Origin of the sequence: Candidatus Villigracilis affinis, assembly GCF_016705895.1 — a bacterium.
Classification (GTDB): domain Bacteria; phylum Chloroflexota; class Anaerolineae; order Anaerolineales; family Villigracilaceae; genus Villigracilis; species Villigracilis affinis.
Window position 1 is genome coordinate 14,447 of sequence record NZ_JADJKT010000018.1, and the last position, 24,268, is coordinate 38,714.

The window sequence follows — 24,268 nt, forward strand, 5'->3', positions numbered from 1 at the left end:
GGTTATTTTCCTGAGACACTCTTGCGAAGAGAATAGACCGTCATGCCGATGAATAGCAGGATCGCAACCTCGTTCAACAATCCGCCCCACATGCGCAGGGTGTGCATGTTTGCATAATCGGCAATGACACGCAACGCAAGTGATACGTGCAACAAAATCAAATGGATGTAAAACGCAGGCTGGAAATTGATTGGCACGCCGAGAATGGCGGGAAAGATAATGGGGGCGTGACCGAAGATCATGGAGATGACGAATCCGACAAAAACCGCATGAAGAACCGCATCGTATCTTGGACCTGCAACCTGCGCGCCAAACCCCAGGCTTAATCCTCCGCTGATGCCGAGCCAGAGAAAGCCGAACGCGAGACACCAGGCAATGTAACGTGTGAGCGGAAGTTTATGCCGAACATTGCGCCAGGCAATATCATTACGCAGCGACCAAAGTGGGATAAGAAGCAAGCCCAACCCACTAAGGCGTGTGCCAAGTTGCAGGTTGAACAGGGCGAGGATAATGCCTGCCAGAAAAACAGTAACGATGAAGCCAAATAGAATCTGTTGCATTTGTGTAGGACGCAGAACGCGGCTTAGTTCGAGTCTTTCGCCTGCAATGGTCAGCACGAGGAATGCCATCCAGAAAAAGACGACTTGATAGATTTGCCAGCCGAACATCCACAAAAGATTTCCTGTCAGCCACGCAACTGCGCCGAGGAACATGGTGATGGTATGCAATGCAAATTCACGGCGGACGATTTCCGTCAGAATGGCAACTCCGCCGAGGCTGGCGAGCGTTAGGAGGATCACGCCAAAGGGTAGATTTGGAAAAATGATGGCGACCAGCCAACCCAGTCCAGAAAGAAGCGGGGGCAGGTACATCCACTTTTGTTTCATCGCCACGGCACGTTCTAAGGTGATGAGAGTCCCTAAAAATCCAGAGATCATCACGGGACCATGCAGCATGGCAAGTGACGGGGTAAGGGAAGGCAGCTGCCAGCCAAGGCGCATGAGTCCCGCCCATAGCGCAGCGAGCAAACCAAGGATGGCAAGGATGAGAAATGGCAGAGGGTGACGGTTGGGAAATGCTTTCATGGGGTTATTCTACCCCGTGTTTTTGAGCTATTTTCAGGATTGGCGATGTGTCAAGCCTGAGGGGTATAATTTCAAGGCAATGATGTACCAAAAAGGATTTACATGTTGAAGAGTCTTCAAGGCAGGTTAGGCGCCTTGTTTTTTGCTTTTGTTCTGCTTGTGCTTACTTCGGTGGGCGCAACTTTTTGGGGTGTAAAGACTCAGCAGAAGGACGCTCTTATCATTAACCTTGCAGGGCGACAGCGGATGCTCATTCAACTGATGGTCAGGCTTGCAGGCGATGAGTTGGAGAATGGGGCGGCGAGTGCAATGATGATGGATGCCGAGAATACATTCGAGCAGACGCTCATGGCGCTTGAACATGGCGGGTCAACACTCTATTTGCCAGATAATTTTGTCTTGATCCCTGAAACGAATAATCTTGAGATATTGGAAGCTTTACGCGATGTGCGCCAAAGCTGGGGGAAATTCCGCACAACGATTGATGCAGTGGAAGCCATGCCGGCGGCTGAGATTGGTTATTCTGCAGCTATTGAAGAACTTGAAACACAATCTACAATTCTTGCCCGCCAGACGGATACGGTTGTGCAATTGTATGAAGCAGACTCAACTGCAAAATTGAATCTGTTACGCAATATTCAATTGGGATTTTTATTTTTTGCACTGATGTTGCTTGCCGGTGGGGCATGGGTAACACGTCAATCTTTGCTTAAGCCGCTGGCTGAGTTGGGGGTGGCCGCTGCACACTTGGGTGGAAATGATTTGGAAACGCCCGTGCAGGTGCAGGGTCCCGAAGAGATAAGGAAGTTATCTCAATCATTTGATGGGATGCGCCTTGGGTTGAAATCTGCCCAGCGGGAGTTGATTGACTTGAATAATACGCTGGAGAAAAGGGTCTTTCAACGCACGCGGGAATTGGAAGCGCTCAATGTCGTCAGCCAGGAAATTACTTCGCGCCTTGATATTCAGCAGGTCTTAAGTTCAGTGACGGGGAAAACCAGCGAACTATTGAATGGGGATATTTCGTTTTTGTGTTTGTTGGATGCCAGTGAGCCTTTGCTTAAACTTCAAACTTTTAGCGGGGCCAGGGATGCAGCCGTTGGCGATACAACCATCATAAAAAAACATGACCTAACGGAAACCATTATAAACAGCAGTAAGGCAGTGGTATGCGGCATTGATACCTGCCGTGAAGGCTGTGCGATTCTTTCTAAAAAATATCGCCGCAGTCATATGGCGGCTCCCTTGCGGAGCAATGATCAGATCATTGGCGCGTTATGTGTGGGCAGTACCAGCACGCAAAAGTTTAGTGATGAATCCATTGATCTGCTCACCAAACTTGCAAATACCGCCGCAATTGCCCTTGAAAATGCCCGTTTATATGAGCAGGCAGAGCGAATTGCCACCCTTGAGGAGCGCCGCCGTATCGCGGCGGACATGCACGATGGGTTGGGGCAGACCTTTAGTTATCTGGGATTGATGACCGACCAGGTGGTTGAATTGCTTTCCAACGGAAAAAATCAGGCTGCACTGGAAAGGTTGCATCTGACTCGGGAGACTATTGAAAAAGCCACAGGTAATGTACGCAAAGCCATTAATCGGCTGATGGATGAAAATCCGATCAACTCTGATCTTTGCGGACAATTGCAGGATGTGGCAAAGGAGTTTTCTGCCCAACATAATGCCATCATCGAGTGGCGGTGTGATGTCGTATCTCCATGCAATTGTCCACCTCATGTAAACGAACAGGTTATTCATGTGGCGCGTGAAGCGTTAACTAATGCAATTACTCATGCTCATCCAACCCGGATCATTGTGCAATTTACTAAAAGAGATCATGCTCATGAGTTGCTGGTTGCAGACAACGGAAAAGGGTTTGACTCTTCCCAACCCAGTCCAAATGGACATTTTGGCTTGCAGATCATGAAAGCAAGAGCGATGCAAATCGATGGACATCTTGAGGTCAAGTCAATGTCTGAGACAGGGACGCAGATTGTTTTATCATTCCCTTCGAGCAGTAAGGATTAAATTTCAGATGAAGAAAATTCGCGTAATGCTGGTAGACGATCATGCTTTGTTCCGCGAAGGGCTGGCTGTAATCATTGGATCTCAGCCTGATATGGAGGTTGTGGGGAATGCGAACGATGGATTGGAAGCAGTTATTAAATCACAAGAGTTGAAACCAGACCTGATCCTGATGGATATTCAAATGTCAACTATGGATGGGTTGGAGGCAACCCGCCAGATCAAACAGCTTCTCCCTGATACAACCATTGTAGTGCTCACCGTCCGTGATGATGATGAAAAATTGTTCGAGGCGTTAAAAAGCGGCGCACAGGGATATTTGTTGAAAGACATCCGTTCGCATAAGATGGTCGAAATGCTGCATAACGCCATAAATGGTGAAGCCGCCATCACACCATCACTGGCAGGGCGGGTTCTTGCCGAATTTCGGCGCATGAGTTTGAATCAAAAAAGCGATACTGATCTTCCAAACGAAGATAACTCGTTAACCGATCGTGAATTGGAGGTTCTATCTCTGGTCGCAAAAGGCGCGTCAGACAGGGATGTGGCCGAGAAGCTAACCGTGAGTCTAAATACAGTGAAGACTCACATCCGCAATATCCTTTCCAAGCTGCGGGTAAATTCCCGCAGGGAGGCTGCCAAGCTGGCACAAAGCAAAGGCTTGTTGTAATTTTAAAGAACTAATTCTTTTTTTAAAAAAGAGTGATGTAAAAATCACTCTTTTTTCATTCCAATTGTTACATATAACAAATACGCTAATCGGGGTAATTACAGTAACATGAGCGCTGAAATCTTATGCTTTTGTATCTATCTTTCATGAGGAGAATCGCCATGTCCGACAAGAAAAAGGAAGAACCGCAACACCCAGGTCAAAAGATTTTTGACAACATCTGGCTGTTGTTTTTGCTGTCCTTGCTGATCAGTACCTTGCTCTACAACGTGTGGGGAATTATCGACCTGTTAAATGTGCCACTGGCCCCATATTAAGAAACTGGAGAATGGATTATGTTAGCACCTGAAAAAAATTGGTGGAAACCCATGGGCCGTATGGAAAAGAGCTGGCTCACCGTTGCATTTGTCTGGTGTATCTTTCTTACGTTAATGATGCCCCTTTGGTATTTCTTTGGCAAGCAAAACGTACCCACTGAAACCTACAGAACCACACCCGCCGATTATGGAGCGAAGGTAAATGCTTTCGTGGAGCAATACACTATCGGCAAGGATGAAGCGAGTGGATTCCCCATCGTCGCGGCTCCTCCCGGCAGCGATGTTTATATCCGCGCCAGTACCTGGCAATGGTATCCGATCTTGCAGCTTGAAGAAGGACAGGAATATCGCCTGCACATCTCATCCATGGATTTGCAGCACGGGTTTTCTCTTCAGCCGGTCAATATCAATCTTCAGGTTATTCCTGGGTATGACTATGTCGCAACCATTACGCCCACCAGCTCGGGTGAATTCACCATCGTTTGCAATGAATACTGCTTTGTCGGCCATCACACAATGGTTGGTAAAGTGATCGTGAAATAGGAGATACAAATATGGCATCACTTGCACCTACAACTGCATGGACAAATGGCGCAAAGGACGACTATCGCGACTGCCCGGTAACCACCCTCAAAGTGGATATGCACACCGAACGCCTCATCATCGCCAATGCGGTGATGGCTGTCGTTTGTCTGGCGCTTGGCGGCATTGCTGCATTGTTGATCGCGCTCACCCGCTGGCAGGCGATTCATCTTCTCCCTGCGGCATGGTTCTACCGCCTGCTCACACTGCACGGCATTGACATGTTGATCGCGTGGATCGTTTTCTTTGAAATGGCTGGTCTGCATTTCGGCTCCACCATTCTTCTCAATGCGCGGCACGCGGCCCCCAAACTTGCCTGGACAGGTTTTATCATGATGACCGTTGGCGGTTTGATGGCGAATGCCGTTGTCTTGATCGACCCGAACTCCAATGTCATGTTCTCTGCCTATGTTCCGCTCAAGGCACATCCACTTTTTTACCTCAGCTATATTCTGTTTGCTGTCGGCGCGTTGATCACAGTCATTACCTTCTTCATCAATATCGTGGTCGCCAAACGCGAAGGACGTTTTTCAGGCTCCCTGCCTTTGGTGGTCTTTGGTTTGATGACCGCCGCCATTTTGGCAACTTACACCCTGCTTGAAGGCGCCGCCGCAATTGTGCCAGCCTTCTTCTGGTCACTGGGCATTCTCAAAACCTACGACCCCGGAATCTATCGCAACTTCTTCTGGGGTTTCGGACATCCCGCGCAGCAGGTCAATCTTGCGGCGATGGTTTCCATCTGGTACGCGCTCGCGCAAATGACCGTTGGCATTCGTCCGGTTAACGAAAAGTTCTCGCGCCTTGCCTTCATCTTGTATCTGTTCTTCATCAATCTTGGTTCAGCGCATCACCTGCTGGTTGACCCCGGTCTTTCATTTGCATGGAAAGCAGTCAACACATCCTACGCGATGTACCTCGCGGTGCTTGGTTCCATGATGCACGCCTTCTCCATCCCTGCCGCTTTGGAAATTGCCCTGCGCTCCAAAGGCTATAGAAAAGGTTTGTTCGGATGGCTTCGCAACGCTCCGTGGGCTGAGCCTGGTTTCAGTTCATTGGTTCTTTCCATGTTCCTCTTTGGCTGGATCGGCGGCGTGACTGGCGTAACTATCGGTACCGAACAGATCAACATGCTCGTTCATAACACCCTGCGCCTGCCCGGTCACTTCCATGCGACCGTGGTCAGCGGCACAACCCTTGCCTTCATGGGCTTCACCTATTACGTCATTCCGCTCATCTTCCGCAAGGAACTCAAGCTCAAGAATTGGGCAAAATGGCAGCCTTATGTTTTCGGCACCGGCATGTTGTTGACCTCAATGGGCATGATCGTCAGCGGTTTGCAAGGCGTTGCCCGCCGCAACTGGGATATTACTTTCGCAGGCGTCGTTCCCGGCACCGTTGAAATCTCTCTGGCTGTCTTTGGTATCGGCGCGATCCTCGCAGTGGTTGGCGGCATCATGTATGTGACCATCGTTCTCACATCCATTTTGACCGGCCCACGTCTCGAAGCATCCAATCTTTTGCTCCTCACCGGTACACACAACCCGATCATTGACTCCACAAAATTAACCGATCATCAAATGGAAGACAAGCAGAATCAACCGAAGGGCGCTCTTGTACTCGTCTTCGCCTTCCTTGTCTGGTTCGCGATTTATTACTTCACCAACTGGTGGTTATTGGGCCGTACCTGGTTCATAAACTAGTCGGACATTCTCCCCTTTGAAAGCCTGCCCGGGGTTTCGCCACTTCGGGCAGGCACAAAGTTCCAAGGCTTGTAACTCAATAAAATGACAGCATCTTTTTTACTCGGTTTACTTGGAAGTCTTGGGCATTGTGTGGGCATGTGCAGTGTGGTCATCATTCTTTTTGATCGCCAGCCGATCTTCCGAAATAAACTTGCCTGGGTTCTTGCACACGCCGGGCGCATCACCACCTATTCAATTCTCGGGCTTATCTTCGGCGCGTTTGGTCAAACTCTCTGGGCTTTCGACAGCCTTCAATCTATTCTCTCCATTCTTTTTGCACTCATCGCCTTTTACATGGCATCCGCATTTATTGGATTAACTCCCTCGCCTGAATCATTATTTCCGAATTTGGTTCGACACTGGGGAAATGCCATCCGCACATTCAAATCCGCTTCACTCCTAACCTCCTACCTGCTCGGCCTACTTTGGGGACTCCTACCCTGTGGCCTGGTTTTGACCGCGCTTCTCACAGCGGTCACTTCCACAGACGCATTTCAAGGGATGTTGAATATGTCCGTCTTTGGCATTGCCACCATCCCAAGCCTGATCGCCGTCAAATGGCTGACTGCAAAATCAATCCCACGCTTCTGGTCACGAAGCCTTGCTTCCATCGTTATGATGTTCTTCGGTTTCCAATTTGCCATGCGCGGATTTGCCTCTCTCGGACTCATTGACCACTTCATGCTGGGTTCAATTATGTTTTGGTAATCATCAAGTTGTAAATATGAATCTTGCTTCTGCTTCCACTGCGAATGTCAAAACGCTTACCGCTTGCTCGCTCTGCGGATTGACTACTTTACATCCCCTGTCCAATGACAATGGGGATGTGTTTTGCTGTCCATCATGCAGGGAGGTGGCGGCGCTTCTAGCGGAGAGTCCAGCCGTTGAGCAGAATCAGGTCACAGCCGGGGGAAGAAGCGAGGAAGTCATCCTCTCACTCGGCGGCATGTGGTGCTCATCCTGTGCGTGGTTGGTTAGTGAAAACCTCAAGCGCACAAAGGGCGTGGTCGGCGCGGAGGTGAGTTTCATCCAGCAGCAAGCCAATATCACTTTTGATTCAACAATTACCAATCACCGATCACTGAAAAAGCGCGTGCGTTCGCTTGGGTATCAAGCCACGCTTCCAAATGAAAAGCCGCGTGACGAAGAAGAATCTTTTTTTACGCGGTTGTTGATCGGCGGCGTGATGGTCTTACATGACATGATCGTGGGCGGCGGAATTTATGTGCGTGAGTTAATGGGCTGGGCAACCCCAGAGACGGCGTGGCTCGTGCATTTCTTTCAGATCATGATGTTGGTTTCGAGCCTTCCTGTATTGATTTTGCTGGGTCTGCCGATTTTGCGCGCGGGGTTTGCAAGTCTCTTGCGCGGACAACCTAACATTCATACGTTGATCATGATCGGAACATTTTCCGCATTTGGGTTATCGGTTCGCAATTTAATAATCGGGCATGGCGGTTTATATTTTGACACCGCCACCATGCTCATCTTCCTTGTTTCCATTGGACGATGGCTCGAAATGCAGGCGCACAAATCCAGCAACAAAGCCGTTTCGCGTTTGCTTGAACAAATTCCCGATAAAGCAACCGTGGTCACAGACGCACAGGATCGCATAGTGAATGTCTCGGAACTCAAGCCCGGTATGCGCGTGCGGGTTCGCCCCGGCGAAAGATTCCCTGTGGATGGATTGATCGCCATCGGTGAAGGCGATGTGGATGAATCATTGTTGACAGGCGAACCCAAGCCAGTGACACATCACGAAGGCGATAAGGTTCAAGCGGGAACGATCAACCTTGACGGCAGTTTTGAAGTGATCGCAACGGCTGTTGGCGCATCCACCACGGCGGGGCAGATCGGGCGTTTACTTCATGAGGCGCTGTGGGCGCGTTCTCCGCTCGAAAGAATGGTGGATAAACTCTCTGCATGGATGACGCCGCTTGCGCTGGCATTGGCAACCATTGCGTTCCTGATTTGGTATTCCATCGCCGGGCTTGAAACGGGTTTGATGGTGGCGCTGTCTGTCTTGTTGATCGCGTGCCCATGTGCTTTGGGGCTTGCTACGCCGCTGACGTTATGGCTGTCGCTGGAACGCGCTGCCGCGTCTGGTGTAATTTTGCGAAGCACAGGCGCGTTGGAACGGCTCGCCAAAGTGGAAAGAATCTTCTTCGATAAAACGGGCACGCTCAGTCAGTTGCCAATGAAAGTGCAGGGCATTTTCATCGAAGGGAATGGGGCAAAGAAAGCTGGATGTAGAAATAAATTTCTTCAAATCATCGCTTCGGTGGAAGATGGATCTGAACATCCGCTTGCAAAGGCAATTGTGGAACATGCCAAAGCAAATCAAGTTGAACTCATAAAACCTACATCTTTCAAAGCCCTTCCTGCCCTCGGTGTCGTTGGTCAATTACCGATCTCCAATCTCCAATTACCAATTCACATCGGCTCCGCTCGTCTCATGTCTGCTGAAGGATTGAGCATGTCAACGGATATCAGCCAGCAGGCGGAGGCGTGGAAAGAGGCGGGACACATCGTCGTGTATGCGGGTTGGGATGGGCAGGTGACGGGTATCCTTGCGCTCGGCGAAAATATCCGCGCAGAAGCGAAAGAGACGGTTCAGCAATTGCAATTACGCGGATTTGAACTTGGCGTATTGACGGGTGATGAAGCCAGCGCGGGCGCGCGTTGGCAAAAGGTGTTGGGCATTCCTGTCAGCGCCGCGCTTAGCCCGGATGAAAAGATGAAACGCCTGAGCGAAAATTCTGCGATGGTCGGCGACGGCATCAACGATGGCCCCGCGCTCGCTGCCGCAACGATTGGCCTTGCGATGAATCACGGAACGGATGTAGCGCGTACTGCCGCCGATGTTGTGCTCGTGCGCGATGACCTGCGCGTCATCCCGTGGCTGGTGGATTTATCGCGTGAGTCTATGAAGCGAGTAAAACAAAACCTTGGCTGGGCTGTGATCTACAACCTACTCGGTGTTGGGCTTGCCATGGCGGGTCTGCTGCAACCGGTTTTCTCCGCCTTTGCGATGGTGGCAAGCAGCATCTTTGTCACGACCAATGCAATGAAGATGAATAAATTTCCATTGTTGGATGAAGAAAATAGTGAACAGTTGTCAGTGAACAGTGGACAGTAAACTGTCGATACACCAATTACCAATAACTTAATTACTAACCTCAGGAATCTCAATGACTCATTACAACCCCTACGCTCAACGCAAACTCCTCCGCGCCCTTGAAAAACTTTGGGCAAAGTTCGAAGGCTTTATCAATCGTTTCACCAAATCGGATTTCAATCCTTTTTATCACCTCGGCACGTTGACCATTTTTATGCTGATCGTGCTGATCGCAACAGGCGTTTATCTCACCATCCTTTATCGTCCCGGTTTGGATGTCGCCTATCAAACCGTTCAGAAAATCGACTCCACATGGTTTGGTTCGCTCATGCGCAGTGTGCATCGTTACGCGTCGGATGGCATGATTGTGCTGATCGTTTTGCATATGTTCAAGATTTTGATCAGTGACCGTTTTTCAGGTCAACGCTGGCTGGCGTGGACAAGCGGCTGGATCATGCTCGCAATGGCATGGCTGACAGGCACAATGGGCTATTGGCTCATCTGGGATCAACGCGCTCAATGGATGACCGAATACATGATGGAATATCTAGGCGGTTCTTCGGGCCTTACCTATGTCGCGACTGATCTTGCCTCGCGCACATTTTCCAACTTTGTCATCATCATTTTTTTGCATGTCTTCATTCCGCTCATCGGCTTCCTCGGCATTTACATCCACAGCCTCAGACTCTCGCGTGAACGCTGGTGGTCGCCGCGCTGGGTCAGCATTCAAGCGGTGGTGGGGCTGGTGGTTCTTTCGCTTCTCAAACCTGCTCAATCTGCCATGCCCGCCGATCTCTCGCAATTGATTCATTCCGTGCCAATGGACGCATTCTATCTGGGTTTTTTGCCTTTGATCGACTTGTGGGGTAATTTGATTTTTTGGGGACTGGCGATTCTCGTTGGCGGAAGTTTATTCCTGCTCCCCTGGCTCGCCTCTGGACGTAACCCCGGGCCTGCTTCTGTTACCGATCCAAAGTGTACTGGCTGTAACATTTGCTACGCCGAATGTCCGTTCGACGCGATCCGTATGAATGATCGCAATGATTCTTCCGGCTATCATAAGCTGGCGATCATCAATAGCGCTCAATGCACAGGCTGCGGAATCTGTGTGGGCGCATGTCCTGCGGACGCAATCGACTTGAAAGGCGGCTACAACGGAGAACAAGTTTTTGGAATGGTCAAAGGCGCGTTATCTCAAGAGAAACAGAGCGGCAGTCCCGTGACCGTTTTGTTTGCGAGTCACAGGGATGAAGCGCTGGGCGGCTTGCCAGCCGAATTAAACGTCAGCAAGGAGAATGCTCCTGTGGCTGTGGCAACTGTCGGTGGGGAAGAGGCGGCGCGCGTCATCACGGCAATATTGCCAAGCATCAGCGCAGTCAATATCGAATGGATCAAATCCCTGCATGGTGCAGGCGCGCGCGATGTTGTCCTGCTTTCGCATCCGTATGATGACGGCGTGTACCGTGAAGACGCACATTGGATATTGAACCGCCTGCACTCGCGCCGCGCATTGATTACAAAGGAAGTGCATTGGCTGGAGACAACGCCAGGAAATGCAAAGACCGTTTTGAATTTTCTGAATGACCTGCATCGCAATGAGACACAGGCAAAAAGGAGTGTGCCCGTTTTGCCGCCTGTGAAGGATCGCGATAAACTTTTTCCAACCATCATCAGCGCGGTGATCGGAACGCTTTTGCTGTTTGGTATTTTTGCCATTGCCCTCCCGTTGGATGTTCCAGCAAGTATGGCTGCGTCTGAAGGCTCTGCCATTCGCATTGCATTGGATATTAAAGGAAAGATTTCGGTTGCTGCAATTCCAGAAGGCATGACCCTGCCCGAAGGCGCGGATGTCGAAAAGATTTTTGGCGGCGAGCATTATCCCGTCAGCATTATTTTAGTGGTGGATGGTGAAACGGTTTTGGATGAGACCTATCAACCTTCGGGCATCGGTGGAAATGGACGTATTTCAACGCTTGAATTCCTGCCCATTCCATCGGGCTCGCATCGAGTTGAAATGCGGTTGAAAGATGACGAGAATGATTATCGCGTGGTGTATTTAGATACACTTGTGTTGGAAGTGGGGCAGGTTGTGGTGTTTAGTTACGATGATAAAAGTGACATGGTGATCGTGCGATAGTCACTAAAACAAAAAGAGCGCTCGGCATTTGCCGAGCGCTCTTTTTGTTTTCACTGTTGGGGTTTGGGTTTCATTTGGTACGCTACAAAAAAGCCGATCAACAAGGCGGCAAGTACCGCGAAGGGAATCCATGTGAGCCTTGCATCTTCCGCGAGGATGGCACGGAATGGTTCTTCAATATCGGGGTTGGCGATATACCATTTGCCGCCATCCTCCGAAAAGCCGTTGACAATTCCGTCATAGTACACATATCTAGTGTATGGATAGTAATGCAGTTGATCGTAGGGAATGCCTTTACTTCCCTCGGCATGCATTCGCACGATTTGATAGCCCTGACCGGGGTCTGTGGGTGGGTTGACGCTTCCTTTGGAAAAATCGGCAAAGGTGTAGATATCTGCGGTGAATAAAGGGCTGGACACATTAATGTCACCTGTAATGCCGGGGCCTTTGACTACGATATAGTCAAATTCGCCAGCAGCGAGTGCGACGGTACCGGGAATAACCAGAGCCAGCATCAAAAAGAGGAAGTATATTTTTTTCATTTTTCTCCTGAGCGTTTTATTTGATTATCCCAGAAACATTGGATATTTTCTTTGATCTAGAGCAAATAGGAATTGCAGGAGTGCCTCTTCATAATTTTTTGAAAAATGTTGAAGTGAAACCACCGACGGCGGTATAAAATTTCGACGCTTTAGGCCAAATCTGTAATCACATGCCATAACTTCAGGATGTAATAATAGGTAAGCGCTGGTGTAATGCCTCGGGCTATTTTATTTAGATGGACTTACCAATGGCATTACTCACTAAAAAAATGAGATTTCCCTGGATAGAGTAAAAGGGTCGTTCACTGCTCATTACTTCCCGCCAAAGTTTCCAGTTTTTCACGATCCAGAAACGCGAGTTCCATGCGGCTGATTTGGATCAACCCTTCGTCGGCGAAGCGATGCAGAGTGCGACTGACCAGCTCTCGGGTAGTCCCGACCGTGTCTGCCATCTGATCAAGGGTCAGGTCGCGTGGGGTAGATTTTCCATCCACGCTGGAGTAGTGCGATAACAATAACCTGGCTAATCTCCCCGCGACAGGGTGAAAAGCAAAGCCGTAGACCACTTCTCGTACACGGCGCATATAGTGAATCAAAATATGCGAAACATCCCAAGCGGCTTGTGCGTTGCGAAAAATGACGGGCATGATGTCGTCGCGTTCCCAAAGGTAGAGCAGCGTATCTTCGCCGACTTCGAGCGAGGCGGGCATGGGCTGACCATCCACCACAGAATGACCCCAGACTACATCGCACGGATTGAGTTTGAAGACCACCTGACGGCGTCCTTCGGGCGAGAGCATTGCCCATTCCAGCCGACCTGTGGCAATGTATGCCACCTTCGACCAGGTTTCCCCCTGCCAGCAGACGTATTCATCTTTTTGAAATTTTTTCTCGACTGCGCGTTCCAGCAATTCCTGGCGTTCGCGTTCGGTCAGTTTCGAGAAGACGGGGGCTTTCGAGAGACAGTCGAGAATTTTTTGCAAGGGGATTCTCCAGAGAATTTATAAAAACGCAAAGACAGGGCGGCCGCTTCGTGATATTTTGTACACATGATACCCTGCTTTGGCAGGCGAATTATATCCAACATTTAGGAGAAGAAAATGGTAAACGAAACCACAAAGACCCAACGCATCCTGATGGCGGTCGTGGCAGTCATCGGCGGATTGTATTTGATGCTGTGGGCGCCGACCCAATCCATGCAGACTTTGAAGGTCAGCCTGGATCAAGTGCTGCTGCGCCTCGTGCCGCATGATGCAGATTTCTACCCCGCTGTGCCCGTCCTTTCGGTCACTTTCTCGGTGTGGATTATCGCCTTTGTTTTCGCTGGCGCATTTTTGTTGATGCTGTCGAAGAAGTTGTACGAAGGTGTAAAGTGGGCGCGCGCCGCCGCGTTGGGCATGTTTGCCATCCCTTCGGTTGGCGGGATGACCATGCTCATCCCATGGTTTGTGTTAGTGCTGGCTGAATACCCTGAGAAGGGCGTGCCGCCGCATACCATCAGCGGGATGCCGCCCGTCATGTTCGTGCTGTTCATCAACCTGCTGTTCTATTTCATCATCCTGTTTTCCGATATGGATACGCTCAAGAACAAGGCGTTGAAACTTGTTCCATACACAGGCTTGGGCGTTGTTTCGGGCATGGTCTTCATGAACGGACAACACGGCGTCCGCTATTTCATCCACATCCCTGGCGAGTTTGTCACTGGCGCAGATGGCTTGATCACTGCCAATCCCACCCCGCCTCCATTTACCTCCTCGCTGGCGCATTACATCACCAACCTCGACCATTTGGATTGGAAAACCTTTGACATGGTCTCCGATCAGGCAGTTTACAGTCCACAAACTCTGGCGCTGCTGCTGGGTGGATTCCTGCTCTATGCTGCCTCTGTGCTGTTGATTGTTTCCATTCCGATGCTGGCGATGAAGAATAAAACTGGCTGGTATATGGCAACGACTGCGGCGCTGGCGACGGCTGTTGTCAGTTTCCAGGGCTTCATTGTCCGCAGTTCAACCGAGTGGCTGCAAGGTGGTGTTTTATCCTTGGGATTGTTTGCAATCTTGCTCATTCCCGCTTTCAAAAATTTGCTCATCGAAAAGGGTGAGGGGTAGTCTTATAGAAGGGTGCTGCACTATCTGCACATGAAAATTTGTGGAGTCCATCAGAAAACTGATGGACTCCAATATCGTAATTTATATAGTTTCAGTGAGAAAAATGAATAAATCTTTGAATATGTGGTTTCGCCGAATTCATCGTTGGATTGCGGTGCCAACAGCCTTGTTGATTCCTGTGGCATTGATCATAAAGCTGGTAGGCAGCCAAGCGATTGTTGATTTTTGGGAAAAGTGGGACAAGATCCCATCTATTTTGATGCTGTTTATGGCAATTACAGGCGCTTATCTTTTTCTGCTTCCTTACATTGTAAAAAGCCGTCGAAACAAATCGCTGCAAGCCTGATTGCAATTCCAATTTTCTGTTGGAAAAAGGCGAACAAATAAAAAAATACACGTGACTCCTGTTGTGGCCATGTGCATTCTCCTTTGCAAATCCGAGGTTCGGGCAGACTTCGGATTTGCCCGTTTTTATAAACTGTGATTTGTGTCACAGTATTTTGAAAGGGTTTGTGCAATAATTCACTAGAGTTGCAGATTTTCAAAGTCTGACATCAAAAAGGAGAATGCACAAATGGCACCAATTAAAGACATCATCTTCCTGCTCTTAACTGGCGGACTCGCCGCCTACCTCTGCTGGTATTTCTACCAGAGGTACACCCTCCATAAAGCCCTGCACAACATCTACTATCTAATGGGATTTGCAGTGCTATTGGTTTCAGGGCTTTTGCTGATATTCCTTGGTATGGGAATTTTGGCTTCGCCCTACGTGTTGACCGTTGCCAGCCTGATTCCGCTGGGTATTTCGATGGGACTGGCTGAAGAATATTTCCCGAAGTGGAAGACTTACTTCAAGTGGTTCGCTGCGATTGGTTTCCTCGCCATTGCCATCACCAGTATTGGCGGCATGGATTCGCTCAAGAAGATCGCTGTTCCGCTCTTCCACGGCGTCGCAGGTCTGGTCATCTTCCTTGGCCCATTCTATGCAAAAGGTGCGCCCAAGGGCTTCTTCTGGGCCGGCATCGGCGGCGTGTTGATCGGCCTTGGAGGTATTGCTCTTGCTTTCATTTCCCTCGGCAAACAATTGCTGTTCTTCAGCCCTGATTTCGTTATGTTGATTCTCACTCCCCTGCTCTTTCTGATGGCAGGTGCATTTACGCTCGGTTTTACGAAAAAAGGTTGATCAATTTGTAGGTCGCGCTTCAAGCGTGACCTACTTTGTCATTATTTGTCTTTTGTCAAAGACGCACCAGCTGATTTGTGATATTTTTTTGGCAGGTTAAATCTACTTTGGAGTATTTCCTATGCAATTTGTCAAAGACCGTTTCAATTATCTTTTCAACTCCACCAAGGGGCTGATCCTTGTGGCAATTGCCATGATCGGCATCGTCACCGCCATTTGGGGCATGTTATCAGGCCCAATGGCTGAGATGGGCGTGCGCGAAGTCGTCATCAAGACCCTCGGCATGGACATTGTCCAAGCGGAACGCGAAGGACGCATCATCATTTTGTATCACTCGCTTGCCATGGCAATTGTCGCCATTGAGACCTACATGGTGACTGGCTTGTTGAAGATGAAATCCTTCTTCAAAACTGCCATCAACGCCATTATCACCGTCGGCTACATCCTGACCATGATCTTCGGCATGGGCTTCGCTTATTTCGGTCACAATTGGGCATTCCACGGGATTTACATCTTCGGATTGTCGCTGATCTTCTTCGCAGGTGTTCTGCTGGTCATTGCTCTCTGGCCTTGGAACCCCGAATACTACATCACCGACAAAGACTATGCCCATACCAAAAGCGGATTTGACCTGGAGCGCGCCGCGTTCTTCGCCACTGCTGTCACCACTGTGCTTTCAGCATTGTTCGGCGCTGTGCCAGGCTCGTTCTTCGGCAACGGATTTGAAGCCTTCCTTGCTGAAAACATCATCCGTCTGCCTGAAAAATCTACGATGGAATATTCGGTCATCGGTCACCTGCACATCATGCTGGCGCTGATCGGAATCATGATTACCCTCATCATAGGGCGCTGGCTCAACTTCAAGGGCATCCTGCACAAAGTTTCCATGCCGCTCATGATCTTGGGAACCATTGTCCTCAACCTTGGCGTGTGGGGCGTGGTCACTCCGCTTGAACCCATCGCGCACATGGTCATCTATGTCGGCGCAACACCTTCTATGTTTGCGGCTCTGCTCCTGCTCATTTGGGACTGGGACAAGCTCATCAAGGACGGCACTTCCAACATCCAGAAGCCCAATTTAGGTCACAAACTCAGCGCCCTCGTGCGTGACCCGCTCAAGTTTGGCCCCACATGGCAAATGCTCTTCATGAACTTCACCACCAGCGGAATCGGCATCTTCATGGCAATTCGGCTCGAACAAATCTTCCGCGTTTGGCCGGCCCGTGAAGAACGCATCGAGTTGACGGGGCACTGGCATGTACTCTCCGCCATCATCGCCACCATCATTCTGCTTTACTACGGCGACATGAACGGCTTCAAAGGCAAGCTGCGCCAATGGTACGGCTGGAGCATCATCATCCTTTCAGATATCGCCTTCGGCGCTGTGACCGTCTTCGAAATGAAACGCCTCTTTATCACCGAAGCCGAACAACAGCCGCTGGTCAACGGCCTGATGTATGCAATTGACTTTGGGCTTGGCATGTTACTGGTTATCCTCGCCATCCTTTTGGTGTACCGCCTGACTGACCTCTTCAAAAACAAGGGACGCTGGGTTGAGGAACTTGAACACGAACTCGTACAGGAAGTAAACAAATGAAACGCATCATCCTTCCCCTCATCCTGTTGACCGTTTTCCTGGCATCTTGTGCCCCTGTAGATTTGAACGCTCCCATCCCCACCTTTGACACAGGCGTAGACTCAAATGCCTGGGCACAAATCCCCGCGGGTGAATTTCACTTCGGACAACACGAAGATATCGAAACCACCGAAGCCTATGAGATCATGATTACCGATGTGACCTCCTCCCAATATGCGGATTTTCTCAATACGGCGTTTGCAGATGGCTACATAAAAATTGACGGTGAAAAAATCGTCGGCTTTTACCCGGGCGATGAATTCCACGCAGTCAAACACGAAGAAGAGATTGAAGCGGGCGATTGGGTTTACATCCCGCTTGATGACCCATCCCAAAGAATAAAATTTGACGGAACAACTTTTACGGCTCAGGAAGGGTATGCAAATCACCCGATGACCAATGTGACCTGGTTCGGCGCATGGGGCTACTGTGAATACTACGACAGCCGCCTGCCCACCGAAATGGAATGGGAAAAAGCAGGGCGCGGCACAGATGAACGCCCCTTCCCGTGGGGTGATGAAATCCTGCGCGAAAATGCCAACTTCTACTCCAGCCGTGATCCATTTGAAGATATGAGTTCCTTCGGCTCGCGCACCAGCCCCGTCGGCTTCTTCAACGGAAAAATGTACGATGGCTTTCAAACCATCAACTCCGCATCTCCCTACGGCTTGTACGACATGTCTGGCAACGTCTGGCAATGGACAGGCGATGTCTATGAAGGAATGCACTATCGCTTCATGCGCGGCGGCTCCAAAGACACCTATGACATGGACTTAAGACTCTGGGTTCGCAACAATGCCACCCCAACCTACTTCAGCCCGGGTGTCGGCTTCCGTTGTGCGCGGTGATCCTGAATGATTGCTAATTTGGGGGCAGGCTTTAGGCCTGCCCCCAAATTAATTCCGATGGAGTAATAATTATGAAATCCTTCTTCTCCAAACTACTTCACTACCTGCCGCTTATCAAAGGTTTGCAAACCGGGTTGCTGGTTGCCACTGGCCTGGCTGGTTACCTGAGCGCCCGTTGTCCGATCTTTAACATGGGGACGATTGCAGGGCTATTCGTCAGCCTCTTTCTGTCAATTAGTGGGAGCACCGTTCTTAACATGTGGTATGACCGCGACATTGACGCCAAAATGGGTCGCACAAAAAAACGTCCGCTTTCCAGCGGCATCGTCAGCGATGGCGAAGTCCTACGGCTTGGATTGACGCTTTCCCTGCTTGGGGTTGGTCTGGCCGCAGCAATGGATGCACTTTACGGACTGATCATCTTTGCGGGTCTGTTTTTTGACGTGGTGGTATACACCATCTGGCTCAAACGCAAAACCTGCTGGAGCATCGTCTGGGGTGGCATTTCAGGTGGAATGCCAATTCTCGCGGGCCGCGTGTTGGGGTTGGGCGGCTTTGATTGGATTGGAATTATTCTCTCTCTTGGCATTCTCTTCTGGATTCCCACGCACATCCTAACTTTCAGCATGAAGTACTATGACGATTACAAGGCAGCGGGCGTGCCAACCTTCCCATCCACGTATGGATTTGATGTCACCCGCGCGGTAATTGCGATTTCAAGTGTGATTGCAGCGTTTGCGATGGGGATCGCAGGCTGGGGCATCGGCATGACCTTTGGATATTTACGCATCTTGATCGTACTTTCGGCTGGGTTGCTCACCCTTGCAGTTGCCACGCTGCTGCGTCCCTCAGAGCAGGTGAATTTCGGATTATTCAAATACGCCTCGCTCTATATGCTTAGTTCGATGATTCTGATCATGGCTTAAATCAAATGAAAATATCAATCCTTGATCGTGTTCTGCTTCTTATCACTTGCTTGCTGGCAGCCTATCAGATCGGCTTCGTGATAGACGGTTTTTCCACTCTGCCGATGATTGCATACACCATTGCATTCGGTGTCCTGCTTGTCTCGGGGTTGCTAATCATCCTGCTCGGTATTGAAGTTTTGGAAAGTCCAGTTGTTGTCATTGTTGCAACGATGATCCCCTTAACCCTTTCCCTGGGGCTTGTCTGGCAGCATCTTGAATCATTCAAGGTCTTATACCTTGTCTTTGCCATTATCGGATTTTTCGCAATACTCGTCACACGCTCATTTCCCATGCCTGGACGCCTGCCGACCATTGTGCTTGCCCTCGTTCATGGCATTGCCGGCATGACCATCTTTCTGCTGCCGATTTTTCTTTCGATTCAAGGACTGACCAGACCGCTATTCTCCCTGGTCGGTATCGGCGGCGCGTTGATCGGCATTGGCGGCCTGGCGCTTTCCTTTCTCAAAGCAGGCAAACCTATTCTCTCGAAAGAGATCATTCTCAAAATTCTGCCCGTCATTTTATTCTCGATGACATTGTGTTTCGTGGCGGGATTCAAATATGGATAAAATTTTCGCCCTTCTCAAATCCTTTCGCGGCGAGATGAAAAAAAGCCGCTTCAAAATCTGGCTGCGCGCCTTTTTGTTCATTCAATTCTCTGCGCTATTCGGTTTTTATTTCTTTCGTGATATTGGAAATGGATATTTCAGTTGGATGTGGGTCGCGCTTTTGTTCACGCTTTTTATCCCTGTGGGCTTTCTAATGAGCCTGATTGTTCCCATGAAAGCAGATCTCAAACGTAGGGCAGTCATCCTTTCGTTTGACCGTGTCTATCTCTTTTTGATTTGGCTGTTGGTTATCGCCAAACTCATTATCGGGCGCATCCCCCCGTTCACACTCGAAGCAGATTTCATCATGTGTGCCATTATGGGAATTATGTTCGGACGGTTGGGTGGCATTGGACTGCGCGTGCGTTATCTCAAAGTTCAGTACGGCTTTATTTTGGAATCACAAACATAATGGTTATGCCTTGGGCGTGACCATATTTTTAAAAGGAGAATGTTATGTCCACAAACAGTTTCTTCGCAAAGTTTCTACGGTTCATCGGTATCGCTCTCATGGGATTGACCGCTGCGTTCACGCTCCTGGGAGGTGCGGGTACCACCTGCGTAGCCATCAACCCGACTGGCTTTGGCGAAAGTATGGCTCCACTGGCAAAATTCCAATGGCTGTACGTGCTCTTTGTTTTGGCAGGGATTGCCATCGGTATATGGGGTATCCGCGCCACCATCAAACTCGTGCGAGGCACGTCCGATTCGTATTTGACTAGTATTAAGGCGTTGGTTGCAGGTGCGGTTGTTGGCGGTCTCCACATCTACATGTCACGCATGTTGCGCGGAAAGTCCATGCCTGTGGATGCGGTCGTGTACACAACAATTCTGACTCTTGTCATATTCCTGATTTTTCGCATCCCTGGAATTTGGCGGGGTGTGAATTTTGACAAAGGTTTAAATAGCGGCGACACCGGCAGATTAGCGGCATCCATAACCCTCATTCTGGTTGGAGTCTCTGTACTTGCTATGCCTTTCATGATGACTAAAACACATACCTTTGTTGCGGGTGGGATCAACTGGGCAGCCACCTGGTCTCTGCCTCTGAACCTGATTGGCTTTCTTCTCATTGTGGGTGGGCTTGGCTGGCTGACCTTGTTACTCTGGCCAAACAGAAGAATTGCCACTGAACTATTGCCAGCATAAACTACCTGGACTGGCTTGTGGCGCATCTGAATGTAAACAGCGAGCCTGTGTTGAATTAGTTTCAAGTCACTAATGACAAAGCGTTTCAATACATATGCGTTCGTTCCAAGTTCATTTCTTGCAGATTATCATGTTTTTTAGAACGCCATCTTTGTCTCAAAAACCGTAGTCCGATAAAACGATAGACTTTTCAATGATAAGCAAGACGCCCCTGCTGAAGCAGGGGCGTCTTGCTTATCAGCACTTAACCCTTTCCGACCACCATATTTGGGCAACACCAACCAGTAGACACCAAATATTATGTTCCCTTGAGATTACATCGCCAAGGGGATGTTTGGACGACCACTTTTGATTTTGGCATAGTAAAATTGCCACATGACCTCTTACTGCGATTATTGCAATTCTCATGCCGAAAATACATTTAATCAGATTTATCACGAGGCACAATATGGTTTTCCTCTTCAAAACGATAATTTATTATTTGAGCTATGCTGGCTACTTGGTTTATCCGCCCGGATTTGATCGGCAAAACTTGACCGATTTGGGTTTGTACAGTAGCGATATGAGTTATAAGATCGCGGGTTCGTACAAAGATACCCGATAGACGAACTCGCGGAGCGTAACTATTTTTCGACCCTGTTTTTTACGCGAAAATGGCAAATAACAAAAAAAAACCGCCTTTTTAGGGCGGTTTTTCCATTTACACTTGGCGGTCCCGACGGGGATAGAAACCGCGATCTTAATTGAACACTTAGAAAAGGTAATCTACTTTCAAAGACGATTTGGTACTAGCAAGACATCTGGCAATCTAAGGTGAAGTTATGGCCTGAGATACATCCAAATACTATTCATTTCATCGAGGTCATTACCAGTTAAACCTTTCCAAGCAAGTGGGAGTTCAAGATCAAAGAGAATGCCACTATTAAGAATAGAAAATTCAAAGGCAGCAGCATTTCGAGGAAGCAGTAAAAGTGGGTTTCCATCTATTATCTGCAATAATCGATTTTTTTTTGCTCGCTTCAAAGCTTTAATTTCCGTAGGAGAAAAAGAAGTAAAAACAACATTTGTACCGTCATTTTGGGAATTACAAAGTAGCGCATGGGGATTCTCAAAGACTTCAACTACTTTGAGATTTAGATCCTGCCCATAAACTCTGGTCACAACTTTATTTACCCAATTAATTGGATCAGGAACTTGCACGGTCTGAGCCAGGTGTTCGCGCTTAATCTTCAGATCCTGCACCGCCCAAAGCACGACCTGTTCCCGCAGGCCGTCAATTGCTCTTCTCTGCCGTTCATTGCCCATACTAATCAAAGCGCCAAAAAATATCACTGCAGATGCCATTACAACAGCAAGAATTATTTCCATTTTTTAAATATCCTTTTCTATCTTCCTAAAATTGTTTGTTGTCGAACGAATTATCTTTTGCCTGAGACATTACCCGGAACGTCTCACCTAAACGATCTAATGCCTTGGGACGGGGATCCACCACGCTGGCAGACGTAATCGCCACGAATAAACCGAACAAGCCAATGATCTGCCAAAGCGGAAAGGAGGATTGATCCTGATCAGATATTTCTTCTGGTATTGGTGTGTACGGCACAAAAGTCGGCATCGGCACTATTTGTGTTGCCGCCGGCGTTTTCGAAGGCACCAAAGTGCCGGGTGCTGTTGGAGATGGTGTCAAGGTGGCAGTTGAGGTCGCTATCTCTGGGATTATGATCCTGCCAGCATCCTGGCCACATAAACCATTCACATCACACGCCACTGCAAGAACCGGATACTCCCCTGCTGGAGCCAGCATCCCATCGGCAAAGCGCCGATCCCATTTCACGGTATAAGAATTCTTTCCAGGATCAAAATCCAGCATAACTTCCTTCCAGCGCTTTTGCGGATCACGGATCGTCACCTGGATGGTTGCAATCGGGAAGTGACTGGGAGATACCTTCAATGTTCCCGTCTCCCATATCCACCATCGTTCCGTGATGGACACGGCCGGCGGGGCATTGTCCACGGAAAGTGAAATGGACGAGGTAGCGCTTTCATTACCAGCACGATCCGATCCACGAAACTGGATGGTGTAATTACCATTAGGTACTTCGCCAGATTGCCAAATGAAAGACCAGCTACCTGCATGTAGCGAAACAGGCTGCCAGGTGGTACCACCATCAACGGAAATCTCGCCTTCCTTTGGACCAGATGTTGCATCTTCCAAACTTCCGGATAACCGCACATCACCCTGCACTACATCCCCATCGGCATGAGATGTAATTTGCACATCCGGAGATACCGTATCCACACGAATCTTTCTGGATACAGTGACCTCATTCCCCGCCACATCCCTGGCATGAATCAACGCCTGATGATCCCCATCCGTAAAGTGAATTGGGAAGGACATCCAGGTTGCTCCATCATTGATACTTCCATTCAGGATGGAGAGTCCGGAGATCGCATCCGTAGCAGATGCCGATAAGTCCACTTGCGAGGCATACCAGCCATTCCTGCCATCCACATGTGGGAGTCTAACTACCAACTCCGGTGGCGTAACGTCTCGTTTCCAGTTGGAATTCCCATTGGCAGTCCGCCCGCTTGTGGAGGTCACTGTGTAATTGGCGGTTCCAGTTCCCTCCGGCAAAGGTACATCACAGGAATTGCCACAGGTAAATGGAACCCCATTCAAATCTCCACTGATCGTTACATCAAAGCCCTGCGGATCGCTGGCGGTGAGTTCCAGAGTCTCATCCCCTCTGCACCAACCGGCATCGCCCCACTGATCGCAGACCACCACGCCAATAATCTGCGGTGGCAGGGGTGTTGGCGTCGGGGAAGGCGTATTGGTATATGTCGAGGTTGGCGTAAAGGTGGAAGTTGCCGTGGCTGTTTTCGTAGGGGTGAAGGTTGGAGTAAACGTCAGCGTTGGTGTTTTTGTGATGGTAGGCGTAAAGGTCGCCGTCGGGGTGCGCGTTAGTGTGGCAGTAAATGTGGGAATCAGTGTTGCGGTTGGTGTGGGAGTGGATGGCGGGCCGATATATCCAACCTCCACTGCACGAAAATCCACATATCCACCCGATGCTGAAAGAGACCAGGACCTGCATCCGGCAGGTACTGACACTGGCATACTCACGAACCCGGGCAGACTTCCACCCGTGTTATATAAATACCATGTGGTAACAGCGCCACAAGCCCACAGTGTTGCAGTTCCCACACCGCCATCGCGGGTGAAAGCCACCATTGCCTCGAAATAGGAGGCATCGCGGTCAAAGGAACCACTTGCAATGCCGCCATTACCGATCCTGGTCACCCATTCCGTACAGCCCGAACCGCAATTGGTTCCTCCCTCTTCCGGAGGGAGGCTGGTACCATCCTTATGAGTCAGGTACACATACTGCACAGAGCCGCCCCAATCGATATATCCCGAATTATGAACCTGATCATGCACGCGTCCCTCCGGCAGCACAAATGCAAGTTGTGGAGCCGCATTGGTCAACACAGTAGGAATCAGGATAAAAAGGACAAGAGAAGCGAGAAGAAATGATTTCAAACGAGACAT

22 protein-coding genes are annotated in these 24,268 nt (G+C 49.4%); 17 read left to right on the plus strand and 5 right to left on the minus strand.

Features of this window, described 5'->3' with window-relative positions; translation table 11 throughout:
* Nucleotides 1-2 precede the first annotated feature (2 nt).
* The gene (locus IPI86_RS08670; protein ID WP_345297603.1) at nt 3-1,085 is read right to left on the minus strand and encodes a hypothetical protein; all 1,083 of its coding nucleotides are present in this window, start codon (nt 1,083-1,085) and stop codon (nt 3-5) included.
* A gap of 102 nt (nt 1,086-1,187) precedes the next feature.
* Here IPI86_RS08670 and IPI86_RS08675 point away from each other — a divergent pair, with 102 nt between their 5' ends.
* From IPI86_RS08675 to IPI86_RS08710, 8 genes are all read left to right on the plus strand, one after another.
* Nucleotides 1,188-3,113, plus strand: a complete 1,926-nt coding sequence (locus IPI86_RS08675; RefSeq protein WP_345297604.1) for a GAF domain-containing protein — start codon at nt 1,188-1,190, stop codon at nt 3,111-3,113.
* A gap of 7 nt (nt 3,114-3,120) precedes the next feature.
* Nucleotides 3,121-3,780, plus strand: a complete 660-nt coding sequence (locus IPI86_RS08680) for a response regulator transcription factor (protein WP_345297605.1) — start codon at nt 3,121-3,123, stop codon at nt 3,778-3,780.
* 161 nt (nt 3,781-3,941) lie between these two features.
* Nucleotides 3,942-4,097 carry a hypothetical protein gene (locus tag IPI86_RS08685; protein ID WP_345297606.1) on the plus strand — a complete coding sequence of 52 codons (156 nt, stop codon included), beginning with the start codon at nt 3,942-3,944 and terminating at the stop codon, nt 4,095-4,097.
* Between the two features lie 18 nt (nt 4,098-4,115).
* The gene (locus IPI86_RS08690) at nt 4,116-4,640 is read left to right on the plus strand and encodes a cytochrome C oxidase subunit II (protein ID WP_345297607.1); all 525 of its coding nucleotides are present in this window, start codon (nt 4,116-4,118) and stop codon (nt 4,638-4,640) included.
* A gap of 11 nt (nt 4,641-4,651) precedes the next feature.
* A complete protein-coding gene (locus IPI86_RS08695; protein ID WP_345297608.1) occupies nt 4,652-6,379 on the plus strand; it encodes a cbb3-type cytochrome c oxidase subunit I in 1,728 nt (575 codons plus the stop codon).
* Between the two features lie 84 nt (nt 6,380-6,463).
* Complete coding sequence (locus tag IPI86_RS08700; RefSeq protein WP_345297609.1) at nt 6,464-7,129, plus strand: sulfite exporter TauE/SafE family protein; 666 nt, start codon at nt 6,464-6,466, stop codon at nt 7,127-7,129.
* Nucleotides 7,130-7,145: 16 nt separating this feature from the next.
* Nucleotides 7,146-9,560, plus strand: a complete 2,415-nt coding sequence (locus IPI86_RS08705) for a cation-translocating P-type ATPase (protein ID WP_345297610.1) — start codon at nt 7,146-7,148, stop codon at nt 9,558-9,560.
* Nucleotides 9,561-9,612: 52 nt separating this feature from the next.
* Nucleotides 9,613-11,676: a 4Fe-4S dicluster domain-containing protein gene (locus IPI86_RS08710; protein ID WP_345297611.1), complete on the plus strand. Its 2,064-nt coding sequence runs from the start codon at nt 9,613-9,615 to the stop codon at nt 11,674-11,676.
* A gap of 50 nt (nt 11,677-11,726) precedes the next feature.
* On the opposite strand, the gene IPI86_RS08715 is transcribed toward IPI86_RS08710, so the two are convergent.
* Together IPI86_RS08715 and IPI86_RS08720 are read right to left on the minus strand one after the other, a co-directional pair.
* Entirely contained in the window at nt 11,727-12,218 is a 492-nt protein-coding gene (locus IPI86_RS08715; RefSeq protein ID WP_345297612.1) for a hypothetical protein, read from the minus strand.
* 302 nt (nt 12,219-12,520) lie between these two features.
* Entirely contained in the window at nt 12,521-13,201 is a 681-nt protein-coding gene (locus tag IPI86_RS08720; RefSeq protein ID WP_345297613.1) for a Crp/Fnr family transcriptional regulator, read from the minus strand.
* Nucleotides 13,202-13,318: 117 nt separating this feature from the next.
* Here IPI86_RS08720 and IPI86_RS08725 point away from each other — a divergent pair, with 117 nt between their 5' ends.
* The 9 genes from IPI86_RS08725 to IPI86_RS08765 all read left to right on the plus strand — a co-directional run bounded on the left by IPI86_RS08725 (nt 13,319) and on the right by IPI86_RS08765 (nt 20,718).
* Complete coding sequence (locus tag IPI86_RS08725; RefSeq protein WP_345297614.1) at nt 13,319-14,326, plus strand: hypothetical protein; 1,008 nt, start codon at nt 13,319-13,321, stop codon at nt 14,324-14,326.
* 61 nt (nt 14,327-14,387) lie between these two features.
* Nucleotides 14,388-14,672 (plus strand): hypothetical protein, encoded by a 285-nt coding sequence (locus tag IPI86_RS08730; protein WP_345297615.1) that lies wholly within the window; start codon nt 14,388-14,390, stop codon nt 14,670-14,672.
* A gap of 228 nt (nt 14,673-14,900) precedes the next feature.
* Nucleotides 14,901-15,509, plus strand: a complete 609-nt coding sequence (locus IPI86_RS08735) for a hypothetical protein (protein WP_345297616.1) — start codon at nt 14,901-14,903, stop codon at nt 15,507-15,509.
* Between the two features lie 121 nt (nt 15,510-15,630).
* A complete protein-coding gene (locus tag IPI86_RS08740) occupies nt 15,631-17,106 on the plus strand; it encodes a hypothetical protein (protein ID WP_345297617.1) in 1,476 nt (491 codons plus the stop codon).
* Nucleotides 17,103-17,993, plus strand: a complete 891-nt coding sequence (locus IPI86_RS08745) for an SUMF1/EgtB/PvdO family nonheme iron enzyme (RefSeq protein WP_345297618.1) — start codon at nt 17,103-17,105, stop codon at nt 17,991-17,993. The genes IPI86_RS08740 and IPI86_RS08745 overlap by 4 nt, the downstream gene beginning before the upstream one ends.
* 71 nt (nt 17,994-18,064) lie before the next feature.
* Complete coding sequence (gene cyoE / locus IPI86_RS08750; protein WP_345297619.1) at nt 18,065-18,919, plus strand: heme o synthase; 855 nt, start codon at nt 18,065-18,067, stop codon at nt 18,917-18,919.
* Between the two features lie 5 nt (nt 18,920-18,924).
* Nucleotides 18,925-19,530, plus strand: coding sequence for a hypothetical protein (locus IPI86_RS08755; protein WP_345297620.1), 606 nt, complete (start codon nt 18,925-18,927; stop codon nt 19,528-19,530).
* Nucleotides 19,523-19,981, plus strand: coding sequence for a hypothetical protein (locus IPI86_RS08760; protein ID WP_345297621.1), 459 nt, complete (start codon nt 19,523-19,525; stop codon nt 19,979-19,981). Before IPI86_RS08755 ends, IPI86_RS08760 begins: the two co-directional genes overlap by 8 nt.
* A gap of 44 nt (nt 19,982-20,025) precedes the next feature.
* Nucleotides 20,026-20,718 carry a hypothetical protein gene (locus tag IPI86_RS08765; protein WP_345297622.1) on the plus strand — a complete coding sequence of 231 codons (693 nt, stop codon included), beginning with the start codon at nt 20,026-20,028 and terminating at the stop codon, nt 20,716-20,718.
* 819 nt (nt 20,719-21,537) lie between these two features.
* Here IPI86_RS08765 and IPI86_RS08770 read toward each other — a convergent pair.
* Together IPI86_RS08770 and IPI86_RS08775 are read right to left on the minus strand one after the other, a co-directional pair.
* Entirely contained in the window at nt 21,538-22,086 is a 549-nt protein-coding gene (locus tag IPI86_RS08770) for a hypothetical protein (RefSeq protein WP_345297623.1), read from the minus strand.
* A 25-nt stretch (nt 22,087-22,111) separates the two neighbouring features.
* Complete coding sequence (locus IPI86_RS08775) at nt 22,112-24,268, minus strand: Ig-like domain-containing protein (RefSeq protein ID WP_345297624.1); 2,157 nt, start codon at nt 24,266-24,268, stop codon at nt 22,112-22,114.